At 61.8% G+C, this 24,939-nt stretch carries 21 protein-coding genes and 1 tRNA gene; 17 read left to right on the top strand and 5 right to left on the bottom strand.

Annotated features, from left to right (window positions below; translation table 11 throughout):
• Positions 1-424: 424 nt before the first annotated feature.
• The 8 genes from FLO80_RS05835 (at position 425) to FLO80_RS05800 (ending at position 9,831) form a co-directional block, all read left to right on the top strand.
• Positions 425-2,263, top strand: coding sequence for an ABC-F family ATP-binding cassette domain-containing protein (locus tag FLO80_RS05835; RefSeq protein ID WP_111363188.1), 1,839 nt, complete (start codon positions 425-427; stop codon positions 2,261-2,263).
• Between the two features lie 37 nt (positions 2,264-2,300).
• Positions 2,301-2,930: a MarC family protein gene (locus FLO80_RS05830; protein ID WP_370331395.1), complete on the top strand. Its 630-nt coding sequence runs from the start codon at positions 2,301-2,303 to the stop codon at positions 2,928-2,930.
• 17 nt (positions 2,931-2,947) lie between these two features.
• Positions 2,948-3,526 carry a retropepsin-like aspartic protease family protein gene (locus tag FLO80_RS05825; RefSeq protein WP_111362635.1) on the top strand — a complete coding sequence of 193 codons (579 nt, stop codon included), beginning with the start codon at positions 2,948-2,950 and terminating at the stop codon, positions 3,524-3,526.
• Positions 3,527-3,790: 264 nt separating this feature from the next.
• Complete coding sequence (locus FLO80_RS05820; protein ID WP_111362634.1) at positions 3,791-5,107, top strand: glutamine synthetase family protein; 1,317 nt, start codon at positions 3,791-3,793, stop codon at positions 5,105-5,107.
• 49 nt (positions 5,108-5,156) lie between these two features.
• Positions 5,157-5,837: a type 1 glutamine amidotransferase gene (locus FLO80_RS05815; protein WP_111362633.1), complete on the top strand. Its 681-nt coding sequence runs from the start codon at positions 5,157-5,159 to the stop codon at positions 5,835-5,837.
• Positions 5,834-7,195, top strand: a complete 1,362-nt coding sequence (locus FLO80_RS05810) for a glutamine synthetase family protein (protein ID WP_111362632.1) — start codon at positions 5,834-5,836, stop codon at positions 7,193-7,195. Before FLO80_RS05815 ends, FLO80_RS05810 begins: the two co-directional genes overlap by 4 nt.
• Positions 7,192-8,496, top strand: a complete 1,305-nt coding sequence (locus FLO80_RS05805; protein WP_111362631.1) for an NAD(P)/FAD-dependent oxidoreductase — start codon at positions 7,192-7,194, stop codon at positions 8,494-8,496. Before FLO80_RS05810 ends, FLO80_RS05805 begins: the two co-directional genes overlap by 4 nt.
• Before the next feature lie 132 nt (positions 8,497-8,628).
• Positions 8,629-9,831: a hydantoinase/carbamoylase family amidase gene (locus FLO80_RS05800; protein ID WP_111362630.1), complete on the top strand. Its 1,203-nt coding sequence runs from the start codon at positions 8,629-8,631 to the stop codon at positions 9,829-9,831.
• Between the two features lie 49 nt (positions 9,832-9,880).
• Here the strand turns inward: FLO80_RS05800 and FLO80_RS05795 are convergent, their stop codons facing one another.
• Together FLO80_RS05795 and FLO80_RS05790 are read right to left on the bottom strand one after the other, a co-directional pair.
• On the bottom strand, positions 9,881-10,585 hold the full coding sequence (locus FLO80_RS05795) for a response regulator transcription factor (RefSeq protein WP_111362629.1): 705 nt from the start codon (positions 10,583-10,585) through the stop codon (positions 9,881-9,883).
• Complete coding sequence (locus FLO80_RS05790; RefSeq protein WP_111362628.1) at positions 10,582-12,489, bottom strand: hybrid sensor histidine kinase/response regulator; 1,908 nt, start codon at positions 12,487-12,489, stop codon at positions 10,582-10,584. Before FLO80_RS05790 ends, FLO80_RS05795 begins: the two co-directional genes overlap by 4 nt.
• A gap of 260 nt (positions 12,490-12,749) precedes the next feature.
• Between FLO80_RS05790 and FLO80_RS05785 the strand changes: the two genes are divergently transcribed.
• The 8 genes from FLO80_RS05785 to FLO80_RS05750 all read left to right on the top strand — a co-directional run bounded on the left by FLO80_RS05785 (position 12,750) and on the right by FLO80_RS05750 (position 21,604).
• Entirely contained in the window at positions 12,750-14,882 is a 2,133-nt protein-coding gene (locus tag FLO80_RS05785; RefSeq protein WP_111363181.1) for an AMP-binding protein, read from the top strand.
• Positions 14,879-15,700: an ABC transporter ATP-binding protein gene (locus tag FLO80_RS05780; protein ID WP_370331400.1), complete on the top strand. Its 822-nt coding sequence runs from the start codon at positions 14,879-14,881 to the stop codon at positions 15,698-15,700. Before FLO80_RS05785 ends, FLO80_RS05780 begins: the two co-directional genes overlap by 4 nt.
• 41 nt (positions 15,701-15,741) lie before the next feature.
• Positions 15,742-16,728, top strand: coding sequence for a branched-chain amino acid ABC transporter permease (locus FLO80_RS05775; RefSeq protein WP_111363179.1), 987 nt, complete (start codon positions 15,742-15,744; stop codon positions 16,726-16,728).
• A 4-nt stretch (positions 16,729-16,732) separates the two neighbouring features.
• The gene (locus tag FLO80_RS05770) at positions 16,733-16,993 is read left to right on the top strand and encodes a hypothetical protein (RefSeq protein WP_111362627.1); all 261 of its coding nucleotides are present in this window, start codon (positions 16,733-16,735) and stop codon (positions 16,991-16,993) included.
• Positions 16,993-18,102 carry a branched-chain amino acid ABC transporter permease gene (locus FLO80_RS05765; RefSeq protein WP_111362626.1) on the top strand — a complete coding sequence of 370 codons (1,110 nt, stop codon included), beginning with the start codon at positions 16,993-16,995 and terminating at the stop codon, positions 18,100-18,102. Before FLO80_RS05770 ends, FLO80_RS05765 begins: the two co-directional genes overlap by 1 nt.
• 81 nt (positions 18,103-18,183) lie before the next feature.
• Complete coding sequence (locus FLO80_RS05760; protein WP_111362625.1) at positions 18,184-19,467, top strand: ABC transporter substrate-binding protein; 1,284 nt, start codon at positions 18,184-18,186, stop codon at positions 19,465-19,467.
• Between the two features lie 75 nt (positions 19,468-19,542).
• Entirely contained in the window at positions 19,543-20,370 is an 828-nt protein-coding gene (locus FLO80_RS05755; protein ID WP_111362624.1) for an ABC transporter ATP-binding protein, read from the top strand.
• 61 nt (positions 20,371-20,431) lie between these two features.
• Entirely contained in the window at positions 20,432-21,604 is a 1,173-nt protein-coding gene (locus FLO80_RS05750; RefSeq protein ID WP_111362623.1) for a phenylacetate--CoA ligase family protein, read from the top strand.
• A gap of 58 nt (positions 21,605-21,662) precedes the next feature.
• On the opposite strand, the gene FLO80_RS05745 is transcribed toward FLO80_RS05750, so the two are convergent.
• The 3 genes from FLO80_RS05745 to FLO80_RS05735 all read right to left on the bottom strand — a co-directional run bounded on the left by FLO80_RS05745 (position 21,663) and on the right by FLO80_RS05735 (position 23,927).
• Positions 21,663-23,456: a PHA/PHB synthase family protein gene (locus FLO80_RS05745; RefSeq protein WP_111362622.1), complete on the bottom strand. Its 1,794-nt coding sequence runs from the start codon at positions 23,454-23,456 to the stop codon at positions 21,663-21,665.
• Positions 23,457-23,644: 188 nt separating this feature from the next.
• Complete coding sequence (gene ykgO, locus FLO80_RS05740) at positions 23,645-23,770, bottom strand: type B 50S ribosomal protein L36 (protein ID WP_008562923.1); 126 nt, start codon at positions 23,768-23,770, stop codon at positions 23,645-23,647.
• 82 nt (positions 23,771-23,852) lie between these two features.
• Positions 23,853-23,927: transfer RNA gene (locus tag FLO80_RS05735), tRNA-Val, on the bottom strand.
• A gap of 144 nt (positions 23,928-24,071) precedes the next feature.
• Between FLO80_RS05735 and FLO80_RS05730 the strand changes: the two genes are divergently transcribed.
• Positions 24,072-24,932 (top strand): N-formylglutamate amidohydrolase, encoded by an 861-nt coding sequence (locus FLO80_RS05730; protein WP_111362621.1) that lies wholly within the window; start codon positions 24,072-24,074, stop codon positions 24,930-24,932.
• The last annotated feature ends 7 nt before the right edge of the window (positions 24,933-24,939 follow it).

Below are 24,939 nucleotides of genomic sequence, written 5' to 3'. Positions count from 1 at the left end.
AGATCGGGAGGGAGCCTGCGTTACCCACCTGCGAAATGCTTCGAGGGTGAGATGTTGTCTTGCTCCGGGCTTCACCATGACTCACGTCTGCAGGCGGCAGGTGCCCGGCACCTTGCCGCTGCGATACAAGGGAATCACCCTCAAGGCAACAAGAGACACTGAAGGCATCTCGGCTTCTGTTCCCGAAGTGCCGCACGGTCATTTGGGCTCCAACCGCTCATTGCAACGCCGCCGGTCGCGCCAGCGATCCCGTGCCGCCAACACCCCAACCGCCACGACCTGCCCGCCCGCCCCCCTTCATCTTGCCCCAAATACTCCCCGCGGAGCGGCCTGCGCCACCACGGGCCAACCGCCACGGGGGATGCCGCCGCCGGGGGCGACGGCGGCGATTGACACCCCCGCGCCCCTCTGGCAATGCCCGGCCATGCTCGTGCTTTCCGACATCTCCTATTCCGTGGCCGGCCACCCGCTTTTCGATCATGCCAGCGCCACCATTCCCACCGGGCACAAGGTGGGCCTTGTCGGGCGCAATGGCACCGGCAAGACGACGCTGTTTCGCCTGATCCGGGGCGAGTTGGCGCTGGAAACCGGCACCATCTCCCTGCCGCCGCGCGCCCGTATCGGCGGGGTCGCCCAGGAGGTGCCGGGCAACGAGGTGAGCCTGCTCGACACGGTGCTGGCCGCCGATACCGAGCGCGCCGAACTCATGGCCGAGGAAAGCCAGGATGCCCATCGCATCGCCGAGGTCCAGACCCGGCTCGCCGATATCGACGCATGGTCGGCCGAGGCGCGCGCGTCGGCCATCCTGCGCGGTCTGGGCTTCACGCCCGAGGAAATGCAGATGCCGTGCAGCGCCTTCTCGGGCGGCTGGCGGATGCGGGTCGCGCTGGCGGCGGTGCTCTTCGCCGCGCCCGATCTGTTGTTGCTCGACGAGCCGACCAACTATCTCGACCTCGAGGGCGCGCTGTGGCTCGAAAGCTACCTTGCGCGCTATCCGCACACGGTGATCATCGTCAGCCACGACCGCGGGCTCCTTAATCGCGCGGTGGGGGCGATCCTGCACTTGGAGGATCGCAAACTCACGTTCTACCAGGGCAATTACGATGCCTTTGCCGACACCCGCGCCGCGCGGCTCATGGCGCAGGAATCCGAGGCGAAAAAGCAGGAGGCGCGCCGCGCGCATCTGCAATCCTATGTCGATCGCTTCCGCTACAAGGCCGACAAGGCGAAACAGGCGCAATCGCGGCTGAAGGCGCTGGCGCGGATGAAACCGATCACCGCCCCGCAAGAGGCCGCGCTGCGCGCCTTCACCTTCCCCGCGCCCGAGGAACTCTCGCCCCCCATCATCCGGGTCGAGGGCGGATCGGTCGGCTATGACGGGGTGCCGGTGCTCTCGCATCTCGACCTCAGGATCGACCAGGACGACCGCATCGCCCTTCTGGGCCGCAACGGCGAGGGCAAGTCCACCCTCTCGAAACTCCTCTCCGCACGCCTGCCGCTGCTCGCCGGCAAGATGACCACGGCCGCCAAGCTGCGCGTCGGCTTCTTTGCCCAGCACCAGGTCGAGGAATTGCATGTCGACGAAACCCCGCTCGACCACATCCGCCGCCAGCGCCCCGGCGAGACCCCGGCGCGGCTGCGCGCGCGGCTCGGCGGCTTCGGCATCGGCGCGCAACAGGCCGAAACGCTGGTGGGTCAGCTTTCGGGCGGGCAGAAGGCGCGGCTTTCGCTCATGCTGGCCACGCTCGACGCGCCGCATCTCCTGATCCTCGACGAGCCCACCAACCACCTCGATATCGAAAGCCGCGAGGCGCTGGTCGAGGCGCTGACCGCCTATACCGGCGCGGTCATCCTGGTGAGCCACGACATGCACCTTTTGTCCCTCGTGGCCGACCGGCTGTGGCTGGTGCAGGGCGGCCGCGTCGCGCCTTATGAGGGCGATCTCGAAAGCTATCGCCAGTTGCTGCTTGCGCCGCCCAGACCCGACAAGCCCGAGAAACCGAAGCCTGCGAAACCCAAACGCGCCTCGCGCGACGCCATCCTCGCCCTGCGCTCGGACGTGCGCAAATGCGAGGCCCGCGTCACCAAGCTCAACGAGATGCGCGACCGGCTGGCCACCAAGCTGGCCAATCCCGAGCTTTACGACAACCCGGCCGAGGCCGCCGTCTGGCAAAAGAAATACGCCGAGGTGATGGACGGGCTGGAACGCGCCGAGGCGCTGTGGATGACCGCGCTGGAAAAGCTCGAAGTGGCCGAGGGCTAGGCTTGCGCGCCGTGCCCCGCTGCCGTAACGCTGGGCCATGGAGCTGATCGACACCGCCTTTCTCATCACCGCTTTCGTCACGCTTTTCGTGGTGATCGACCCGATCGGCCTGACCCCGCTTTTCATCGCGCTGACCCAGGGCGCACCGCGCCGCCGGGCGATCGGGATACGCGCCTGCGTGACCGGCTTCGCGATCCTTGCCGCCTTTACCGTCTTTGGCGAGGCGGTGCTCGGCTTCATCGGCATCTCCATGCCCGCCTTCCGCGTGGCGGGTGGGGCGCTCCTGTTCCTGACCGCGCTCGACATGCTGTTCGAGCGCCGGAGCAAACGCCGCGCAGGCCAGGCCGAGGAAGAGGACGACGCGCCCGACCCTTCGGTCTTTCCGCTGGCCATCCCGCTCATCGCCGGGCCGGGGGCCATCGCCTCGGTCATCCTTCTGGCCGGGCAGAAACCGGGCGCCGCGGGGCTGGCCATGGTGATCGGCACGGTCGCGGCGGTGATTCTGCTGGCGCTGCTTCTTTTCCTGCTCTCGGGGTTGCTCGAACGCGCGCTGGGCAAGACCGGCATCAATGTGACCACGCGCCTGCTCGGCATGCTTCTCGCCGCGCTCTCGGTGCAGTTCATCCTCGACGGGCTGCGCGACTTTGGCTTTGCGGGTGGGGCCTGACCCCCTATATGTGATCCATGTCGAACGATCCCGCCACGCTCACTTATCTCGTCCTGCTGCTTTCTGCGATCGCGGTGTGGTTCTTCGTCCACAACCGCGAGCGGCTGGGCAAGTTGGTGCAACAGGCGCTGGCCTGGGGGCTGATCTTTGCCGGGGCGCTGGCCGTGGTCGCGCTTTGGGATGACATCCGGCAGGCCGTCACCCCGCAACAATCGGTCATCGCCGAGCAGGGCGTGATCACCCTGCCGCGCGCCCGCGACGGGCATTACTACGTCACCGCCGAGGTGAACGGCACCCCGATCCGATTCACCGTCGATACCGGCGCCACCGAGATCGTGCTCAGCCGGCAGGACGCGCTGAGCGCGGGCATCGACACAGAGAGCCTTGCCTATGTCGGGCGCGCCTACACCGCAAATGGCGAGGTGCGCACCGCGCCGGTGCGGCTTGACAGTATCAGCATCGGCGCGATCCGTGACGACCGGGTGATGGCCTATGTCAACGATGGCGACATGTCGGGCTCGCTTCTGGGGATGCGCTATCTCAACCGTTATTCGCGGATCGAGATCACCGACGGCGCGCTGACACTGACGCGCTGAGGTGGAAGGCCGAAGCGAGGGCCGCGCACGGCCGTGTGCTGCCCGGGCGGGGCTGAATTCGATCGGGCGCACGCCGCGTTAACCTTTTGCGCGGTTAACGAATGGTTGATTCACGCGGCAGCCGGGCAGCAGCCGGAAAACATACGCAAATCACCCCCCCTGTTTTTCGCTCTTTGGTGGCGTTAACCTTTGCCCACAGGAAAGCACTGGACTTTTTCGCACAAGGCGTCGATATTTTGATCAAATTACCCAAGCGAGCCCTTCATGGACCTCAGACATCTGCAAACCTTCCGCGTCGGCGCGGCTGACCTCAATGGTCAGGTGCGCGGCAAGCGCCTCCCGTCCCAGGCCGCTGAAAAGCTGGAAACCGATGGGGTGCGGATGCCCTATTCGGTGCTCAACGTCGACATCTGGGGCGCCGACATCAAGAACAGCCCGCTGGTGTTCGAGTCCGGCGATGCCGACGGCGTTCTTTTGCCCACCGAACGCGGCCCCCTTCCGATGCCATGGCTGAACAGCCCCAGCGCGCTCGTCCCGATGTGGATGTTCCACGACGATGGCACGCCCTTTGCCGGTGATCCGCGCCACGCGCTGGCCGCCGTGCTGGCGCGCTATGCCGAACGCGGCTGGACCGTGCAGGCCGCGACCGAGATGGAATTCTACCTGGTCGATGACGGCGACACCCGGCTGGCCCCGCCGATCAACCCGCTTTCGGGTCGCCCGCTGCATGGCCAGGCGATCCTCTCGCTCAGGCAGCTTGACGCCTTCGACGACTGGTTCACCGCGCTTTACGAGGCGTGCGAGGCGATGGACATCCCCGCCCAATCGGCGATTTCCGAGGCCGGTCTGGGCCAGTTCGAGATCGACCTGCGCCACTGCGAGGCCATGCGCGCCGCCGATAACGCATGGCTTTTCAAAAGCCTTGTCAAAGGCTTGGCGCGCAAGCACGGAATGGCGGCGACCTTCATGGCCAAACCGTTCGCGGGTGATGCGGGCTCGGGGATGCATGTGCATTTCTCGGTGCTCGACGCCGAGGGGCGCAACATTTTCGACAACGGCGGGCCCGAGGGCAGCGCGCTTTTGCACCACGCGATTGCCGGCAGCCTTGAGGCGATGCACGGTGCGACGCTGATCTTTGCGCCGCATGCCAATTCCTATGCCCGCCTCGAACCGGGTGCCCATGCGCCCACCGGCGCGTCCTGGGCCTATGACAACCGCACTGCGGCGATCCGGGTGCCGTCCGGACCACCAGTGGCGCGGCGGATCGAGAATCGGGTGGCAGGTGGCGACATCAACCCTTATCTGGCGCTTGCCGTCATCCTCGGCGGCGCGCTCACCGGGATCGAGGATTCGGCGGACCCGCCCGCGCCGATCACCGGCAACGCCTATGACCTCGACCTGCCCGGTCTCGCCCCGGATTGGGACAGTGCGATATCGGCCTTCGAGTCGGATGCCCGCATCGCCCGCATTCTGCCCCGAGACCTCGTTTCCAACCTGTGCTATACCAAGCGGCAGGAACTTGAGGGGATGAAGGCCATCGTGCCCGAGGACCATTGGAAAACCTATCTCGAAACGGTCTGACACGGGTCTTCCGGTCCGTTTCGGAACTTGATCAAATTCGGAGAAAGACGTGAAAATCGGCATCCTGCAAACCGGCCACGCCCCCGACATGGTGCTGGGCGAGCTTGGCGACTACGACACGATGTTCCAGCGCCTTCTTGATGGGCAAGGCTTTGAGTTTATTACATATTCCGTGGTTGATGGAAAGTTCCCCGACGGCCCCGAAGCGGCCGACGCATGGCTCATCACCGGCTCCAAACACGGCGCCTACGAAGATCACGACTGGATTCCCCCCCTCGAAACCCTGATCCGCGCCATCCGCGACGCCGACCAACCGCTGGTTGGCGTATGTTTTGGTCATCAGATCATCGCCCAGGCGCTGGGCGGAAAAGTCGAGAAATATCAAGGGGGTTGGTCGATCGGTCAGCAGGAATACAGCATCGAAAACAAGCCCATGCGCCTCAATGCGTGGCACCAGGATCAGGTGGTCGAGCTGCCACCCGATGCCAAGCTGATCGGGTCCAGCGACTTCTGCGCCAACGCGGCCCTGATGATCGGAGAGAATATTCTTACAATTCAACCACATCCCGAATTCACGGCGGCCATGATCGACGCGCTTTTGCGCTACCGCGCACCCGGTGTTGTGCCCCCGGACCTAATCGACGCCGCCACTGCCACGCTCGATCATCCTGACGACAGCGCCGTATTCGCGGAGATGATGGTCAAGCATTTGAACAGGAAAGAAAAATGACCGCCGACTGGATCAAGACGCTACCACAGGCCGCGCAGGATTTCCTTGAAGGCCGCAGGCTCGACGAGGTGGAATGCATCATCTCCGACCTGCCGGGCATCGCTCGCGGCAAGGCGGTTCCAGCATCGAAATTTGCGCGCCAGACCTATTTCCACCTGCCTGACTCGATATTTTATCAAACGATTACAGGCGATTGGGGCGAGGCCGCAGGGGATGAGGGTTTCATCGAACGCGACATGATCCTCAAGCCGGACATGTCCACCGCCACCGCCGCACCCTGGACCGGCGACTGGACGCTTCAGGTCATCCATGATGCTTATGACCGCAAGAACAATCCGATCCCCTATTCCCCGCGCAACGTGCTCAAGCGGGTGGTCGATCTTTACCATGAAAAGGGCTGGAAACCGGTCGTTGCGCCCGAGATGGAATTTTTCCTGGTGGCGCGCAATCTCGACCCGGCCAAGGCGATCAAGCCGATGATGGGTCGCTCCGGCCGCCCCGCCGCCGCTCGGCAGGCCTATTCGATGACTGCCGTAGACGAGTTCGGGCCGGTGATCGACGACATCTATGATTTCGCCGAGGCACAGGGGTTCGAGATCGACGGGATCACCCAAGAAGGCGGGGCGGGGCAGCTCGAAATCAACCTGCGCCACGGTAATCCGGTCAAGCTGGCCGATGAGGTGTTCTATTTCAAACGCCTCATTCGCGAGGCGGCGCTGCGCCATGACTGCTATGCTACCTTCATGGCCAAACCGATTGCGGAGGAACCGGGCAGTGCCATGCATATTCACCATTCGGTGCTTGATGTCGAAACTGGAAAGAACATCTTTTCCGGCCCTCAAGGTGGGGAAACGGATGCGTTTTTCCATTTTATCGCCGGGATGCAGACGCATCTGCCCTCGGCCATCGCGGTGATTGCGCCCTATGTGAATTCGTATCGCCGATACGTGCGCGACCATGCCGCGCCAATCAACCTTGAATGGGGCCGCGACAACCGCACCACGGGCATCCGCGTGCCGCTTTCGGGGCCGGAATCGCGGCGCGTGGAAAACCGGCTCGCGGGGATGGATTGCAACCCATATCTCGGTATCGCCGCGAGCCTCGCCTGTGGCTATCTCGGTTTGTTGGAGGAGGAGCGCCCGGACAAGCAGTTCAAGGGCGACGCCTATGAGGGGGAAGAGGATATCCCCCGCGAGATGGGAGCCGCGCTTGATATCTTCGATGCGTCGGAAAAGTTGCACGAGGTTTTGGGCCCTGAATTCGCGCGGGTCTATTCCATCGTTAAACGCACCGAATACGAGGAGTTCCTTCAGGTCATTTCGCCTTGGGAACGGGAACATCTGCTGTTGAACGTATGAACCTATTGTTTTCCAACGACCGGCGCGGACAATATCCGCAAAGCTGGTATGCCGCGACCGCGCATGCGCTTGATCCGTTCCCCGCGCTTCAGGGAGAGGCGCGGGCCGATGTCTGCATTGTAGGCGGTGGGTTCACTGGCCTTTCGGCGGCGCTGCATCTGGCCAAGGCTGGCCGCGATGTGGTGCTGCTCGAGGCGCATCGGGTGGGGTTTGGTGCGTCGGGGCGCAACGGCGGACAGTTGGGGTCCGGCCAACGGGTGGACCAGTTCACGCTTGAGAAACTGGTCGGGGCCGAGGATGCGCGCAAGCTGTGGGATCTGGGCGAGGATGCCAAGGCGCTGGTCAAGGCGCTGGTGGCCGAGCATGGGATCGACTGTGACCTGAGGCCGGGCGTTGCCCATGCGGCGTTCACTGCGCGAGAGGTGAAGCACGAACACGCCTATGTCGCGCATCTTAAGGACCGATATGGATACGGGCAGATCGAGGCGCTGGACCGGGATGCGATGCAGGCGCTTTGCCCTTCGCCCAAATATGTGGGTGGCGCGCTGGATATGGGAGCGGCGCATCTGCATCCGCTCAATTTCGCGTTGGGCCTCGCAAGGGCGGCTGTGGCGGCGGGCGTGCGCATCCACGAAGGCACCTGTGTGCAGCAGATCGGCGAGGGCCAGAGCCCGGTCGAAATCCGAACCGATGCGGGCAAGGTGCGGGCGGAACATGTCATCCTGGCCGCCAACGGGTATCTCGGTGGACTGAACCGCAAGGTCGCGGCGCGGGTCATGCCGATCAACAATTTCATCGCCGCGACGCCACCTTTGGGGGAGGAGGCCGCCCGGGTGCTTGCCCGCGATGTGGCAGTGGCGGATTCGAAATTCGTGGTGAATTATTTTCGCCTGAGTCCGGACAAGCGGCTGCTCTTCGGCGGTGGCGAAAGCTATGGTTATCGCTTTCCCGACATCGACCGGACAGTGCGCAGGCCGATGGCCGAGATTTTCCCGCACCTCGCGGATATTCCCTTCGACTATACATGGGGCGGGACATTGGCCATCACCATGCGGCGGCTGCCCTATGTCGCGCGGGTGGCGCCGAACGTGCTTTCGGCCTCGGGCTACTCCGGGCATGGCGTCGGCAGTGCGACACAGGCCGGACAGATCATGGCCCGGGCGATTGAAGGCGAAAGCGACGGGTTCGACGTCTTGTCGCGCATTCCCACGAGGCCCTTCCCGGGTGGTGCGGCGTTGCGCGCACCGCTGCTGACGCTGGCGATGATGTGGTACGCCACGCGCGACCGGTTGGGGATCTGAACGATTGGGCCCGGCTGGCGAGGTCGCCTTTGGTGCAGGGGAGATCGTGAACCGGGCTTACGATTTATCATGATAAATTGACCAATCCGATTTGGCGGCGTATGCCGAGAGGAACAACAGGAGGAGTGCGTCATGATTCCCGTCAATCCCGAGAGATTCCTAGCCGAACTGCACGAGCTGCGCCGCTTTGGCGCGTCGGGCGTTGGCAAGGGCGTGGTGCGCCCGGCCTATTCGAAAGCCGATATCGAAGCGCGGCAATGGTTGGCCGGGCGGATGAAGGCGGCTGGATTGAAGACGCATTTCGACCCGGTCGGAAGCCTGTTCGGGTTGGCCGGGGAAAAATCCTTGCTGATGGGTTCGCATTCGGACAGCCAGCCCGAAGGCGGGTGGCTCGATGGGGCGCTGGGCGTGATGGCGGCGCTTGAAGTTGCGCGGGCATCGCGCGAAACGGGCGGACCGCCGGTGTCGGTGGTATCGTTTCAGGACGAGGAAGGGCGGTTCGGTGTGACCACGGGAAGCACCGTCTGGTCGGGCAAGCTTTCACTTGAAGCGGCGGATGAACTGACCGACCGGGATGGCGTCGGTTTTGCCGAAGCGCGAGCCTCGATGGCGCATCTGACGGGCGATTTCGTCGATCCGGCGCAATTCGATGGCTTCATCGAGATGCATATCGAGCAGGGGCCGTGGCTTTACGAGGCGGGCGAGTCTGTCGGCGTGGTCGAGAGTATCGTGGGGATTCGCGATATGCGGATCACCTTCGAAGGCGAGCAGAACCATGCCGGGACGACGCCGATGCACCGGCGTCGCGATGCGTTTCAGGGCCTGGCCGAATTCAACGCGCGGATCAACGCGCGGTTTCGCAACGTGGTGACGCCTGCGACCGTTTGGACGATCGGCCATGTGAGCCTGCATCCCGACGCGCATTCGATCGTGCCCGGGCGGGCCGTATTCTCGATGCAGTGGCGCGATGGCGATGCCGGGCGATTGGCGCGCATGGAGGAGATCATCCGCGAAACGGCACAGGAGGTGGCGACGGAGCGGGAACTGGACTTGAGCATCGGCCCGATGCTGGGGCTTGAGCCGATGGACATGGATGCGCACCTGCGCGCCGCGCTGGAAGGGGCGGCGGAAGAGGCCGCGCCGGGGCGGTGGCGGCGGATGCCTTCGGGTGCGCTGCATGATGCGACGAACGTGGCACGGCTGATGCCTTCGGCAATGCTATTCGTGCCGTCCATCGACGGGATCAGCCATGCCTTTGAAGAGGACACGGACGAGCGCGACCTGGTGGCCGGTCTAAAGGTTCTGGCCGGAGCGGTGGAACGATTGCAAGGCTGAGCATCTGCGACAAGGCATGCGGCGCTCGGGACTGTTCAGGCGGGACTGTTCAGGACCATGTAACATCCCCCAGAAAGATATAGCCAGCGCCGTAGATCGTCTTGATCAGGCGGGGGTTTTTCGGATCTTCGCGCAGCTTGGTGCGCAGGCGCGAGATGCGGACATCCATGGCGCGGTCAAAGCTTTCCCCTGCGGCGCCGCCGAGGCTTTCCTGCATCATCGCGCGGGAAATGAGCCGCTTGGGTCGTTCGAGAAACAGCCGCAGCACCTCGCCTTCAGCATGGGAAAAGGGAGTTTCAGACCCGTTTTCGTCGGTCAGCATGTAGCGGTCGAAATGCGCGGTCCAGCCGTTGAAGCGGGCGGTTTCACCGGTTTGAGGCGAGAGGCCGGGTTTGCGCAGGCGGGCGCGGATGCGGGCTACGACTTCGGTCGGATCGAAGGGTTTGATTATATAGTCATCGGCGCCCAGTTCGAGCCCGGTCACGCGATCCTGCACCTGCGCACGACCTGAGATGATGATCACGGTCGCTCCCTGTTCGAGTGCGAGGCGGTGGACGAGTGAAAGCCCGTCGCGATCGGGCAGGGAGAGATCGACAAGGCAGACATCCGGCGTTGTCGATTTCAGCGCGGCCTCGAATTCCGTCGCGCGTGAAAACCCCATCGTGCGAAAGCCCGCCTCTTCCAATGCGTCCGAAAGCATGTCGCGGATCGCCGGTTCGTCGTCGAGGATGGTGACGAGAGGGGCATCTGTCATGAGGCGGGCTCCATCGCGAGGAAAGCGGCAAGCTGTTCGGCGCTGAAGGGTTTGGTCAGAACGGGCGCACGTGACAAGGCCGTCTGGTGAAGTGGGTGCGTCGCGGGGAGTGAGGTCATCAGAAAGACCGGCGGGTGCGGTTCAGGCAGACGGTCGATCAAGTCGATTCCGGTATCGTTGCCTTCGAGCGAGATGTCGGAGAGCAAGAGCGAGATGTCTGGTATCTGCGCGGCCAGCGAGAGCGCCTCGGCGGCGCTGGCAGCCTCGATCACGGTGTGGCCCGCGCCCGTCAGCATATCGCGGATGGTGGCGCGCAGATCGGCGCTGTCCTCGACCAGAAGGACGAGTCCCGGGGCGATGGGCGCGGTGGCGGGGCGCAGAGGCAGGCGGATCGAGACCTGCCCGCCAGTGTCGCGATTTGTCAATGTGGCCTGCCCGCCGGCGAGTTTGGTCATGTCATATACCATGGCAAGGCCAAGCCCCGAGCCTTCGCCGCCCTTTGTGGTAAAGAACGGCTCGAAGCCATGTTCGAGCGCTTGCGGCGAAAAGCCCGGGCCGGTATCGCGAACGGTGAATTCCGCCCATGTGTCCTTTACCGTTCGTGCGGTGAGGGTGATACGCCCCTGTCCGTTACAGGCATCGCGGGCGTTGAGAACGAGGTTGAGCAGGCTGTCCTGCAACATGCCCGCATCGAGAATCAATGCATCGTGCGAAATCAGGTTGTTAATTTCGAGCCTGATCTGCGGTGGCAGCGTCGAGCCGGCCAGCGTTTCGATATCGCGGAGAAAGGCGGGCAAGTCGGTCGGTCGGGGATGAACTTCGCGTGCGCCAGTGATATCGGCGATTCGGTTCAGCAGTGTGCCACCGCGGCGGGCGGCAGAAAGGGTGGCAGCGATCAGGCCTCCGGCCTCGTCGGGAAGGTCCATCCGTTGAAGCCGTGACTGCATGCCGAGGATGATGGTCAGCAGGTTCGAAAAGTCATGGGCGAGGCCGGAGGTGAGTTGCGCGGCAATTTCCCGCCGCCGGGTCTGTTGCAGGGCGGTGCGGGCCTGCGTCTCTTCGGTGATGTCCATTGACAGGATATAGACCCCCCCCGACATCGGATCGGGGGTGAGCGCGACGCGAATCCGGCGCGACGACGGTTCATGGGTGAATTCGAAGACCGAAGGTTGCCCGGCATAGGCGCGGTCGAGATGTGAACCGATCACCGACCATGGCTGTGGACCCAGAACATCGGCGACATGTTTGCCGACGATATTGGTCTGGCTGCCCGGCATGATGGTGCTCAGGCGCCGGTTGGAATAGGTATATCGCCGGTCGGCGCCGACATGGGCGATATGGGCCGGCATCATCTCGGTGGTGAGGCGGGTGCGGGCCTCGGCCTCGGTGATCTGGCGCTTGGCCTCTTCCAGCGCGGTGACGGTGGCGGCGAGTTCGCGGTTGGCTGCCGAGAGCTCTTCAGTATGAGAAAGGAGTTGATCCGAGAGTTCTTCGGAGCGTGCGCGAAGTAGTTGCTCGGCACGTTTTGCGGCGGTGATGTCGGTATAGACGGTGATCCAGCCACCTTGGGGCAGAGGGGAACCTTCCACCGAGATCATGCGGCCATTGGCGCGGGGGCGTTCCATGTAATGCGGCACGAAGGCGCGGGCCTGCTCGACGCGGGTCCTCACGAAATCCTCGATATCGTCAATCGGTCCATATTCGCCACTGGTGGCGAGATAGCGGATCGTGTCCTCGAAATGTGCGCCCGGTGTGACGAGCGCCTCGGGTAGGCCGAACATGTCGCGGAACATCCGGTTCGAAACCACCAGGCGCAGGTCAGAGTCATAGATGGACAGGGCCTGCTGAATGAGGTTCAGCCCGGCCATCATCATGGCATGGGTGTCTGTGCTGATCTGCTGCATGGCCCCTCCTGCTAGGGGAGGTAGCGCAACCGGTGTCATTGGGAAAGGGGACAATGGGGGATGCAACGGCGGAACTGGCAGCTGTCGCCTGTAACAATTTGTTAGATTCCGGCAAACATAGAGAAAAACTTGACGTCAAGGGTATGCTTCGCACCCAATGACGCGGGAGAATCATCCCCCGAGGAAAACGGGGGGCCCGACGGAGGACGCGGGCTAAGGGAGGACAAGACTTGGGCAATCCGTCTCAGACGGCCGGAGGACTGGAGTCCATTCCGGCGCTTTTGCAGCGTAATGCGCGTGAGTTCGGCTCGAAGGCCGCCTATCGCGAAAAGGAATTTGGAATCTGGCAATGCTGGACATGGGCCGAGACCGAGAAAGAGGTCGAGGCGCTGGCATTGGGGCTGATCAATCTGGGCGTCAACGAGGGCGATTTCATTGCCATCATTGGACGCAACCGGCCGCATTTCTATTGGTCGATGGTGGCCGCGCAATCGGTCGGCGCGATCCCGGTGCCTCTCTATCAGGACAGTGCGGCCGAAGAGATGGCCTATGTCCTCGAACATTGCGGCGCGCGGTTTGCCATTGTCGAAGATCAGGAACAGGTCGACAAGGTGATCGACGTGCAGGAGCGCCTGCACCAGTTCGAGCACATGATCTATATCGACCCGCGTGGCTTGCGCAAATACGACCACAGGGCGCTTCACGAATTCGCCAAGGTGCAGGAACAGGGTCGTGCGGCTCGTGACGAATTCATTCAGGAGCTGAAGGACCGGCGCGAAAAGCCGAAATTCGATGATCAATGCGTGATGCTCTATACCTCGGGGACGACGGGCAAGCCCAAGGGGGTGGTTCTGTCGAACCGCAACATCATCCGCAGTGCCCAGAATGCGAGCGAGTTCGACAATCTTGGTCCCGGCGACGAGGTTCTGGCCTACCTGCCGATGGCGTGGGTGGGGGATTTCATCTTTTCAATCGGGCAGGCCTATTGGACGGGTTTCTGCGTCAACTGCCCCGAGAGCCCCGAAACGATGATGATCGACCTGCGCGAGATCGGGCCGACCTATTATTTCGCGCCGCCGCGTGTCTTCGAGACGCAATTGACCAACGTGATGATCCGAATGGAGGATGCGGGTACGCTCAAACGTGCGCTGTTTCACCATTTCATGGATTTCGCTCGCACTGGCGCGGGCGAGAAATACGGGATGCCGAAACGCAGCTTGGCCAAGCCCGATCTCAAACGCAGGGTCAAGCAGGCATGGAAATTCTCGATGGGGGTCGGCTTTGCCCTTGAGGCGCTGCTTGAGAACGCCATCCGCCTGTTCTTTGTCAAGCTCCGCCACCCGATCGACACGCGCGATCATTTCAAGGCGAGGGACCCGTTGGGGTTATATCTCTATCCTGAGCCTGTGCGCAGCTATTTCAAATACCGCATGGGCGAGGTCTTGGTTTACGGGCCGCTCAAGAACACGCTGGGATTGTCGCGTGTTCGGGTAGGTTATACTGCGGGCGAAGCCATCGGGCCGGAGATCTTCGACTTCTATCGTTCGCTCGGAATCAACCTGAAACAGCTCTACGGTCAAACAGAAGCATCGGTCTTCATCACCGTGCAACCGGATGGTGAAGTTCGGGCCGACACGGTGGGCGTGCCTGCACCGGAGGTCGAGATCAAGATCACGGATGAAGGGCGGATCTTTTATCGCAGCCCGGGAACATTCGTCGAGTATTACAAGAACCCCGAGTCGACGGCAGATACCAAGGATGCCGAGGGCTGGGTCGATACTGGCGATGCAGGGTTTTTCGAGGAAGGCACCGGTCATCTGCGGATCATCGACCGGGCCAAGGATGTGGGCAAGATGGCCGATGGGGCGATGTTCGCGCCCAAATATGTCGAGAACAAGTTGAAATTCTATCCCGACATCCTTGAGGCCGTGATGTTCGGTAATGGCCGTGACCACTGCGTCGCCTTCATCAATATCGACCTTACGGCAGTGGGCAACTGGGCCGAGCGCAACAATATCGGCTATAGTTCCTATCAGGAGCTGGCCGGTCATCCGCGGGTTCTGGCGACCATCCAGGAGCATGTCGAGGCGGTGAACCGTTCGGTGGCCGAAGACCCGATGCTGTCGGGGTGCCAGATTCATCGCTTTGTCGTGCTGCACAAGGAACTCGATGCCGACGATGGCGAGATGACCCGCACCCGCAAGGTGCGCCGCGCCTTCGTGGCAGACAAGTTCAATGACATTGTCGAGGCGCTTTACGACGGGTCGGAGACGGTCTCGACCGTGACCGAGGTAACATATGAAGACGGGCGCAAGGGGACGATCAAGGCGACGCTGGAGATTCGCGACGCCAAGGTGGTGCCGGTCGAGCCCCAGAAGGTGGCAGCAGAATGAGCGTGATGGATCAGGAGACCTATGTCACCGCGGATGGCCGAACCATTGGCGGTGTGCTGATGGAAATGCGCAATATCAGCCTGCGATTTGGTGGTGTGAAGGCGATTACCGATATCAGCTTTGACATTCGCGAGGGCGAGATCCGCGCGATCATCGGGCCGAACGGGGCCGGCAAGTCGTCGATGCTGAATGTGATTTCGGGCTTTTATATCCCGCAGGAGGGGGAGGTCTGGTACAAGGGCGCGGTGCGGCCACAAATGCGGCCCTTCGAGGTGGCCCGACAAGGCATCGCCCGGACATTTCAGAATATCGCGCTGTTCGAGGGGATGAGCGTTCTGGACAACGTGATGACCGGGCGTCTCAACCACATGACGATGGGGCTTTTGTCGCAGGCGATCTGGAAGGGCAAGGCCGAGCAGGAGGAAATCGAGAACCGCGAGGTCGCGGAAAAGATCATCGACTTTCTCGAAATCCAGCACATTCGAAAAACGCCTGTGTCGCGCCTTCCCTATGGTCTCAAGAAGCGGGTCGAGCTTGCCCGGGCGTTGGCTGCGCAGCCGTCGCTATTGCTCCTCGATGAACCGATGGCGGGGATGAACGTGGAGGAGAAAGAGGACATGAGCCGCTTTATCCTCGATGTGAATGACGAGTTCGGAACCACGATTGCCCTGATCGAGCATGACATGGGCGTGGTCATGGATCTCAGCGACCGGGTCGTGGTGATGGATTACGGCAAGAAGATCGGCGATGGATCGCCAGACGAGGTGCGCAACAACCAGGCGGTGATCGACGCCTATCTGGGGGTGGCCCATGACTGACAGAACCGCAAGAGATCAAATCAATCCGGGGGATGCGCACCATGCCTGAACAGCTTCTTTGGGGAATGGAAGTCTTCATGAACGGCCTCATGGCCGGTGTGCTTTATGCGCTGGTCGCTTTGGGCTTCGTGTTGATCTTCAAGGCCAGTGGCATCTTCAACTTCAGCCAGGGTGTGATGGCGCTTTTCGCGGCCCTGACGTTGGTGGGGATCATGGAGGGGCGTGTTCCATTCAGCCACCTGATCAACGCGGTCTTTGGCACGTCTGTTCATCATTTCGGATGGAATGTTCCCGCGTTCGCCGCGATCTTGTTGACCATGGTGGTGATGGTGGCGTTGGCCTGGATGGTGAATCGCTTCATCTTCCGGCATCTCGTGGGGCAAGAGCCGATCATCCTCTTCATGGCCACCATCGGGTTGGCATACTTCCTTGAGGGTTTCGGTGACATCATGTGGGGCAGCGACATCAAGAAGCTTGATGTCGGGTTGCCCCAAGGGATCAACGGCTTCATCGACGAGATCACCTTCAACCTGTTGGGCTATGGCTTCTTCATCGACAACCTCGACCTTTGGGCGACCTTTATCGCCGTGCTCCTGGTGATCGCGCTGGTGATGTTCGCACAGTATTCAAAACATGGCCGGGCCATGCGCGCGGTGGCAGACGATCATCAGGCGGCGCTTTCGGTTGGTATCAACCTCAATTTCATCTGGGTCATGGTCTGGTCGCTGGCTGGGTTCGTGGCACTGGTGGCTGGCATCATGTGGGGCACCAAGTCGGGTGTGCAATTCTCCCTGTCATTGATTGCTCTCAAGGCGCTTCCGGTGCTGATGTTGGGTGGGTTCACCTCGATTCCCGGGGCTATCGTTGGCGGTCTTATCATCGGTGTGGGCGAGAAACTGTTCGAGTTCATCGTCGGGCCGATGGTGGGTGGAGCGACCGAAAACTGGTTTGCCTATGTGCTGGCGCTGATCTTCCTCGTCTTCCGGCCGCAGGGTCTGTTCGGCGAGAAGATCATCGAGAGGGTGTGACGGGATGTCCAAGCTGATCGCCATTCTCAACGTTATCGCCTGGTCGGGGTTCTGGGCCTTTGGGTATCTCGCCCTGTCGTCCGATCCTTCCAACGCTTCTCAGATGGTGACTGCGGCGATACTGGCGGCCATCGGCGCGGGGCTTGGGCTTTGGGCCTATTTCTGGCTGATACGCCAAAGCGAAGCGACCGGTTATGCCAAACGGCCAAACCTTGTCAAAAAGACGCATCTTGAAGAAGAACACGCAAACGGGGAGTGCGCCTGATGTTTTATCGTGAGGCCGGTGATTTCAAGACCTCTTATCCGGAGGATGGGCAGACCTTTCCGATCAAGCTCGACCGGTTCGGCTTTTTCGCGGTATTGTTCATCGGGTTTGCCGTCATTCCCTTCGTGATCAACGATTACTGGGTCAACTCGGTGTTCCTGCCGTTCCTGATCTATGCCATCGCGGCCATCGGGCTGAACATACTGGTCGGCTATTGCGGGCAGGTCAGCCTTGGCACTGGCGGGTTCATGGCGGTCGGGGCTTATGCCTGTTACAAGTTCATGACCGGGCTCGATATCTGGATCGGTGGGGTTCAGTATGCGTTGCCGCCGATCAATATCTTCCTTTCCGTCATCCTCGCCGGGCTCGTGACTGCCTTTGTCGGCGTGCTGTTCGGCCTGCCGAGCCTGCGGATCAAGGGGTTCTATCTGGCCGTGGCGACGCTGGCGGCGCAATTCTTCCTTGTCTGGCTTTTCAACAAATGGGCCTGGGCCTACAACTACTCGGCCTCGGGTCAGATCAGCGCCCCTGAGCGTAGTATTTTTGGTATGAACGTAACCGGGGCCAACGCCGATCCGTGGGTCGCCTATCTGTTCTGTCTCGTGTTCCTGGCAGGTCTTGCCTTCATGGCGCGCAACCTGACGCGCGGCAGTATGGGGCGCAAGTGGATGGCGATTCGCGACATGGATATCGCCGCCGAGATCATCGGGGTCGATCCACTCAAGGCCAAGCTCAGCGCCTTTGCGGTCTCGTCCTTCTTCATCGGGATTTCCGGCGCGCTGTTCTTCAGCGTCTACCTCGGGGCCGTGGAAGTGGGTGAGGTGTTCGGCATCAACAAGTCCTTCCTCGTGCTCTTCATGGTGATCATCGGCGGCTTGGGTTCGATCTTTGGCGCGTTTGCCGGGGCGGCGTTTCTCGTGCTCTTGCCGGTATTTCTCAAGAACACTCTGGTCGGGGGCCTGGGTTGGCCCACCGACCTTGCCGCGCACCTGGAATTCATGATCGTGGGCGGTTTGATCATAACCTTTCTTGTCCTCGAACCGCATGGGCTTGCGCAGCTTTGGCGGATCATCAAGGAGAAACTGAGGCTTTGGCCCTTCCCGCACTGAGTTGCGTGGGCGGGTCGGACCCTTTTCGGGGGGGCAAAACCCCGAACAACATCGGAATCAACCAATGGGAGGAGAAACCCGATGAAAATGAAACTGGCCACACTGGCACTGGGCGCGGCGCTGGCCGCAGGTCCGGCGCTGGCAGAATTGACCTTTCCGTCGCTAAGCTATCGTACTGGCCCTTATGCCGCAAACGGCATTCCGTTCGCCGATGGCTATGCCGATTATTTCACGCTTCTGAACGAGCGTGATGGCGGCATCGGCGGTGAAAAGATCAACCTGATCGAATGCGAAACCGGCTATAACACCGAGAAGGGCGTGGAATGCTATGAGGCAACCAAGGGCAGCGGCGCGCTTCTTTATCAACCGCTGTCGACCGGCATCACCTATCAGCTGATCCCCAAGGCCACCGCAGATGGTATCCCGGTACACTCGATGGGCTATGGTCGGACGTCGGCCAAGAACGGCAAGGTGTTCAGCCATATCTTCAACTATCCGGTCAACTACTGGGATGGTGCTTCGGTCGGGATCAAGCACCTGCTGGATCTCAATGATGGGGACCTGAGCGGCAAGAAGGTTGCGCTGGTCTATCACAACTCGGCCTATGGAAAGGAGCCGATCCGCACACTTGAGGAACTGGCGAAGAAGCATGGGTATGAGCTCACCTTGCTTGCGGTGGATCATCCCGGTCAGGAGCAGAAATCGCAATGGCTGCAAATTCGTCGCGAGCGTCCTGACTATGTCCTGATGTGGGGCTGGGGCGTGATGAACCAGGTTGCCATTCAGGAAGCCGTGAACATCCGCTTTCCGATGGAAAACTTCATCGGCATCTGGTGGTCGGGCTCCGAGAACGACGTCAAACCCGCAGGCGCAGGCGCGGATGGCTACAAGGCGCTGGCGTTCCACAACGTGGGTTCGGACTTTCCGATCTTTGACGACCTGAAGACGCATGTCGTGGATAAGGGCCTTGCGGCCGGTGCGGGTGATCAGCTTGGCACCGTGCTTTACAACCGTGGTCTTTACGCAGCCATGCTTGCTGCCGAGGCGGCCAAGACCGCGCAAGAGATCCACGACACGAGCAACATCACCGCTGCAATGATGCGCGACGGGATGGAATCTCTGGAGATCACCGAGGAGAAGATGGCCACGCTTGGCATGCCGAACTTCGGTCCCGAGTTCACGGTGACCTGCGAGAACCATGGTGGTGATGGCCTTGGTGCCGTGACCCAGTGGGATGCGAATGCCGAGAAGTGGACGCTGATCACCGATTTCGTGCAATCGGATCAGGACGTGCTTCAGCCGCTGATCGAGGAAGATTCGGCCGCATATGCCGCCGAAAACGATATCGAGGAGCGTTGCAACTGAATGTTGCGATGATCAAGGCCCCGGCCGACCATCGGCCGGGGCACCCCAGACAAGTTTCAAGCGAGAGACAACGCCATGCTGGATGCCGGTGAAACAGCCCAAGAGACGCTTCTCGAGGTCAATAACATCGAGGTGATCTATAACCACGTCATCCTCGTGCTGAAGGGCGTGTCGCTCAAGGTGCCCAAGGGGGGAATCACCGCCCTTCTGGGTGGGAATGGCGCAGGCAAGACAACCACGCTCAAGGCGGTGTCGAACCTGTTGCATTCGGAACGCGGCGAGGTGACGAAGGGTTCGATCAGCTATCGCGGCGAGCGGGTGCAGGATCTGACCCCCAATGATCTGGTGCAGAAGGGCGTGATTCAGGTGATGGAAGGGCGCCATTGTTTCGAGCACCTGACGGTTGAGGAAAACCTGTTGACCGGTGCCTATACGCGCCAGGATGGCAAGGGTGCGATAGATGCCGATCTGAACATGGTCTATGATTATTTCCCCCGCCTGAAAGAGCGCCGCCGCAGCCAGGCGGGCTATACTTCGGGTGGTGAGCAGCAGATGATCGCGCTTGGTCGGGCCTTGATGAGCCGCCCCGAGACCATCCTGTTGGACGAGCCGAGCATGGGGCTGGCACCGCAGTTGGTCGAGCAGATTTTCGGGATCGTCAAGTCGCTCAACGAGGAAGAGGGTTATACCTTCCTGCTGGCCGAGCAGAACACCAATGTGGCTCTGCGCTTTGCCCACTACGGATATATCCTCGAAAGTGGTCGGGTGGTGATGGATGGCGTTGCAAGCGATCTGCGTGAGAACCCGGACGTGAAGGAATTCTATCTCGGGATGTCCGACGAGGGTCGCAAGAGTTTCCGCGATGTGCGGTCATATCGCCGCCGCAAGAGATGGCTGAGTTGATCCCCGCCCGAGGGAGTTACAAGTGACACGAGAGACGAGCAAACCCTATGGAGATCAGGCGATGAGTGCCTTTTATGACGCCCTGGAAACCCGCTCGGCCGATGAGCGCGCCGCCGATCAGCTTGCTGCGCTGAACGCCCAGTTGGCCAAGCATGGACTGGCGCCGCTCAAGGATATGTCCGAGCTTGCTGGGCTGCCTGTGCTGCGCAAATCCGAGTTGAGCAGTCGGCAGAAAGCGGCAGCGCCTTTTGGCGGGTTGCCGGTCTCGAACGTGGCGCATTATTTCCAGAGCCCGGGCCCGATTTACGAACCGGGTGGCATCAGCCATGATTGGTGGCGGTCGGGCCGTGCGATGTATGCGGCGGGAATTCGCGCCGATGACATCGTTCAGAACTGCTTTTCCTATCATCTGACGCCCGCGGGCATGATGTTCGAGAGCGGGGCACGGGCGATCGGCTGTGCCGTGGTTCCGGCGGGCACGGGCCAGACCGAACTTCAGGCGCAGGCGGCGCATGACATCGGGGTGACGGCCTATACCGGTACGCCTGATTACCTCAAGATCATCCTCGACAAGGCCGACGAGATGGGCCTCAAGCTGGCGATTTCCAAGGCTGCGGTGGGGGGCGGAGCGTTGTTTCCGTCACTGCGACAGGAATATGCCGACCGGGGCATCCATTGCCTTCAGGGTTATGGCACGGCCGATCTGGGCAGCGTCGCGTATGAATCCGAGGCGATGGAAGGCATGATCGTGGATGAGGGCGTGATCGTCGAGATCGTGACCCCCGGGACCGGCGACCCGGTTGCCCCGGGCGATGTGGGCGAGGTGGTCGTTACGACGCTCAATCCTGATTACCCGCTGATCCGGTTTGCAACGGGTGATCTTTCGGCGGTGATGCAAGGCCAAAGCCCCTGCGGCCGCACCAACATGCGGATCAAGGGATGGATGGGGCGTGCCGATCAGACAACCAAGATCAAGGGTATGTTCGTGCGCCCTGAACAGGTTGCCGCTTTGGTGGCCCGCCATGACGAGATCGTCAAGGCACGGGTGATCGCCGCTCGGGAAGGCGAGATGGACACGATGACCGTTCAGATCGAGGCCAGAGGCGGGAACGAAGCGGATTTCGCCAAATCCGCTGGTGAACTGCTCAAGCTCAAGGGCCGGGTCGAGATGATGGCGCCGGGCACCCTGCCCAATGATGGCAAGGTGATCGAGGACACCCGCAGCTACGACTGATTGCCATGCCCCAGATGGGCTTCTGCAAGATCCGGCTGAAACGCGGTGACGGCGCGTTTCAGCGGATCAGCACATAGTTGCCCGGTGCTTTTTCAAGAGATGGGTATCCTGCATCCGGCGCCGCCATGGGGGGCGGGTCGATCCGCTCGCTGCTGTGCTCGCCAAGCCATTTGGCCCATTCCGGCCACCAGCTTCCGTCTTGCGGGGCATGGCTGGCAAGCCATGTGTCAGGATCCATGTAAAGCGCGCCGGGCTTGCGGTGGCCGATCCGATAGTGGCGGCGAGGATGGCCCGGTTCGGACACGATACCGCCGTTGTGGCCGCTTGACGTGAGCAGAAAGCGCAAATCCCCAACGGTGAACAGCTTGGTCTTGTAGACCGAGCGCCATGGCGCGATGTGATCGGTTTCGGTGCCGACGATGAACATGGGCACCGAGATATCGCGCAGCGCGATCACCTTGCCTTTGACGGCAAAGCGTCCGGCAGTCAGGCGGTTTTCCATGAAAAGCCCACGCAGGTATTCCGAGTGCATCCGTGCGGGCATCCGCGTGGCGTCGGCGTTCCACGTGCCCATATCGGTCTCTTTTTCCTCGATCCCGAGCAGGTAACGGCGCACGGCCCGTTGCCAGACAAGGTCTTCGGAGCGGATCGCCCTGAAAGCGCCGACCATCTGGTCGGAGGCGAGGTATCCCTGATCGAACATCAGGTCTTCGAGCAGAGACACCTGGCTTTCATCGAGAAACAGCATCAGTTCCCCGGCTTCGGCGAAATCGGTCTGGGCGGCCAGGAGGGTCAGCGAGGCAAGCCGGTCATCGCCATCGCGTGCCATCGTGGCTGCCGCAATGGAGAGAATCGTGCCGCCAAGACAATAGCCGCAGGCGTGGATCTTTTCGTTCCCGGTGATGGTCGAGACCGCGTCCATGGCCGCCATCACACCGTCAGTACGATAGTCATCGAGGCCGACATCGTGCAGTTCCGGGCCAGGGTTGATCCAGGACATGCAGAAGACGGTAAAGCCCTGTCCCACCAGGTAGTTGATGAGAGAGTTCTCGGGCCGCAGGTCGAGGATATAGTATTTCATGATCCAGGCCGGCACGATCAGGATCGGCTCGGCCCGCACGGTATCGGTTTGCGGTGCATACTGGATCAGTTCGAAAAGAGTATTGCGATAGACCACCTCGCCCTTTGTCGCGGCGAGATCGTGACCGACTCTGAATTTCGATGAAGGCGCGGTTTCCTCGTGTTTCAGGGCGTGCAGCAGGTCCTGTGCCGCATGCGATGCCCCGGTGACAAGGCTTTGACCGTTGCTTTTCAACGCGCTTTCGATCACCTCGGGATTGGTCAGGGGGCCGTTCGCTGGCGAGAACGTATCGAGCGCCTGATGTGCCATGAACCGCACCCGTGCCGCATCCTGACGTCCCATGCCGGGGATGTCATCGGTGGCGCGATCCCACCAATCGTGACCGGCCAGCAAAGCCTGTTGCATGGCGCGAAACGGCGGCCGGGACCAGCCGGGATGGGCAAAGCGATGGTCATTCGGGCCGGGCGCGAATGGCGGTTCGGTCTCGGGGCGGGCACCCATGTCGGCGGCCAGTTTCCAAGCCGATTCAATGGCATGCTGTGCAAGCTCCAACTGCCGCCCCGGGGCGCGACCCATATGCATCGCCCAATCGAGCCAGGCCCCGGCGGCGGCCTGTGGCGACAGCCCGCCGGTCGTCCGCGCAAGCGTTGCACGCAACGCGCGGTCGGGCCCGTCATGGGGATGTGCGCGTGCCTTTTCGGCGTTGCGGTGATCGGGCAGCCCGGTGCCGGTGGGTGTCGCGGCAAGGGGTTTGCGGGGGTGAGAGGTCATGGTGCGATTCGGTTCCGCGATAGGCGTGTTGCAGATATGGGCAAGTATTGCACGGAATGCATGTCAGGCACATGATCGTGCCACCAAATGTGCGCGATCCTGCCGGATTTCTGGTCTGCAAACGAAAAAACCGCCCGGAAAACGGGCGGTTCCAACCTGTGAACCGGGTTGAGTGAAGGGCCGTGGTATCAGCCCTGGCGGGCCTTGAAACGGCGCTGGGTCTTGTTGATCACGTAGACGCGGCCCTTGCGGCGCACGACGCGGCAATCGCGGTGGCGGTTCTTGAGCGAACGCAGCGAGTTCTTGACCTTCATCGGTCTCTCCTATCTGTCGCGGCGTGGGCCTTCACGCCTTTTCGGTTCCGGGCACCCCGGGCCATTCGGGGTGGTAATTCCATGGTGGGCGGTACTGGGATCGAACCAGTGACCCCTACGATGTCAACGTAGTGCTCTACCGCTGAGCTAACCGCCCAAGAGCCGACACGAACCCGGCTCCAAAAAATCGGGCGCGGGAAAATCCGCGCCGGTCTGGGGGCTTATAAAAGGAGTCGACGAAGGGATCAAGGGCTTTTGAAAACCCATTCGATTGCGTAATGATAAGCTATCAGGAGGGCCGATGCCAAAGGTTGCCTACGATCTCGTTTACCCCGAACGCCGGACGACGTCGGTGGTGTTTGCCTCGCCCCATTCGGGGCGGGATTACCCTTGGGCTTTCCTGCGGCGCACGGTTCTGGATGCGCGGTCGATCCGGACCTCGGAAGATGCCTTTGTCGATCAGCTCTTTGATTGTGCACCGCAATTCGGCGCCCCGCTTCTGCGGGCCGGGGCGCCGCGCGCCTTTATCGATCTCAATCGCGGTCCGGAGGAGTTGGACCCGGCGCTGATCGAAGGCGTGCCGAAGATCGGGCACAACCCGAGAATTGCCTCGGGACTGGGGGTGATCCCGAGGGTGGTGGCCAATGGCAAGGCGATCTATCGCGGCAAGCTGCCCCTGAGCGAGGCGCGGTGGCGGATCGACACGTATTGGCGACCCTATCACCAGGTTCTTCAACGCCAGCTTAACGAGGCGCATGGGCTTTTCGGGGAGGCGATTCTCATCGATTGTCACTCGATGCCGCATGAGGCGCTCGACTCGATTGCCCGTGGTGTGCGGCGACGCCCCGAGGTGGTGGTCGGCGACCGGTTCGGGGCCTCGGCCTCGGGCGAGGTGGTCGAGCGGGTCGAGGCGGCGTTTGCCGCGGCGGGATTGGCGGTGGTAAGAAATGCCCCGTTTGCAGGGGCTTACATCACCCAGACCTATGGCCGCCCGGCACGGTGCCAACATGCGGTCCAGATCGAGATCGACCGTTCGCTCTATATGAACGAGCAGTCGATCCGCCCCAATGGCAATTTCGATGCCTTCCGTCGGCTGATGCGCGGGGTCGTCGCCGAGATCAGTGCTATCGGCAATCGCGAGGACCGGCTCGCGGCGGAGTGACTGTCCG

It is taken from the genome of Aquicoccus porphyridii (assembly GCF_008369105.1).
GTDB classification, from domain to species: Bacteria; Pseudomonadota; Alphaproteobacteria; order Rhodobacterales; family Rhodobacteraceae; genus Aquicoccus; species Aquicoccus porphyridii.
Note: the sequence above shows the minus strand (reverse complement) of the source record. Positions and strands in the feature narration are given on the sequence as shown.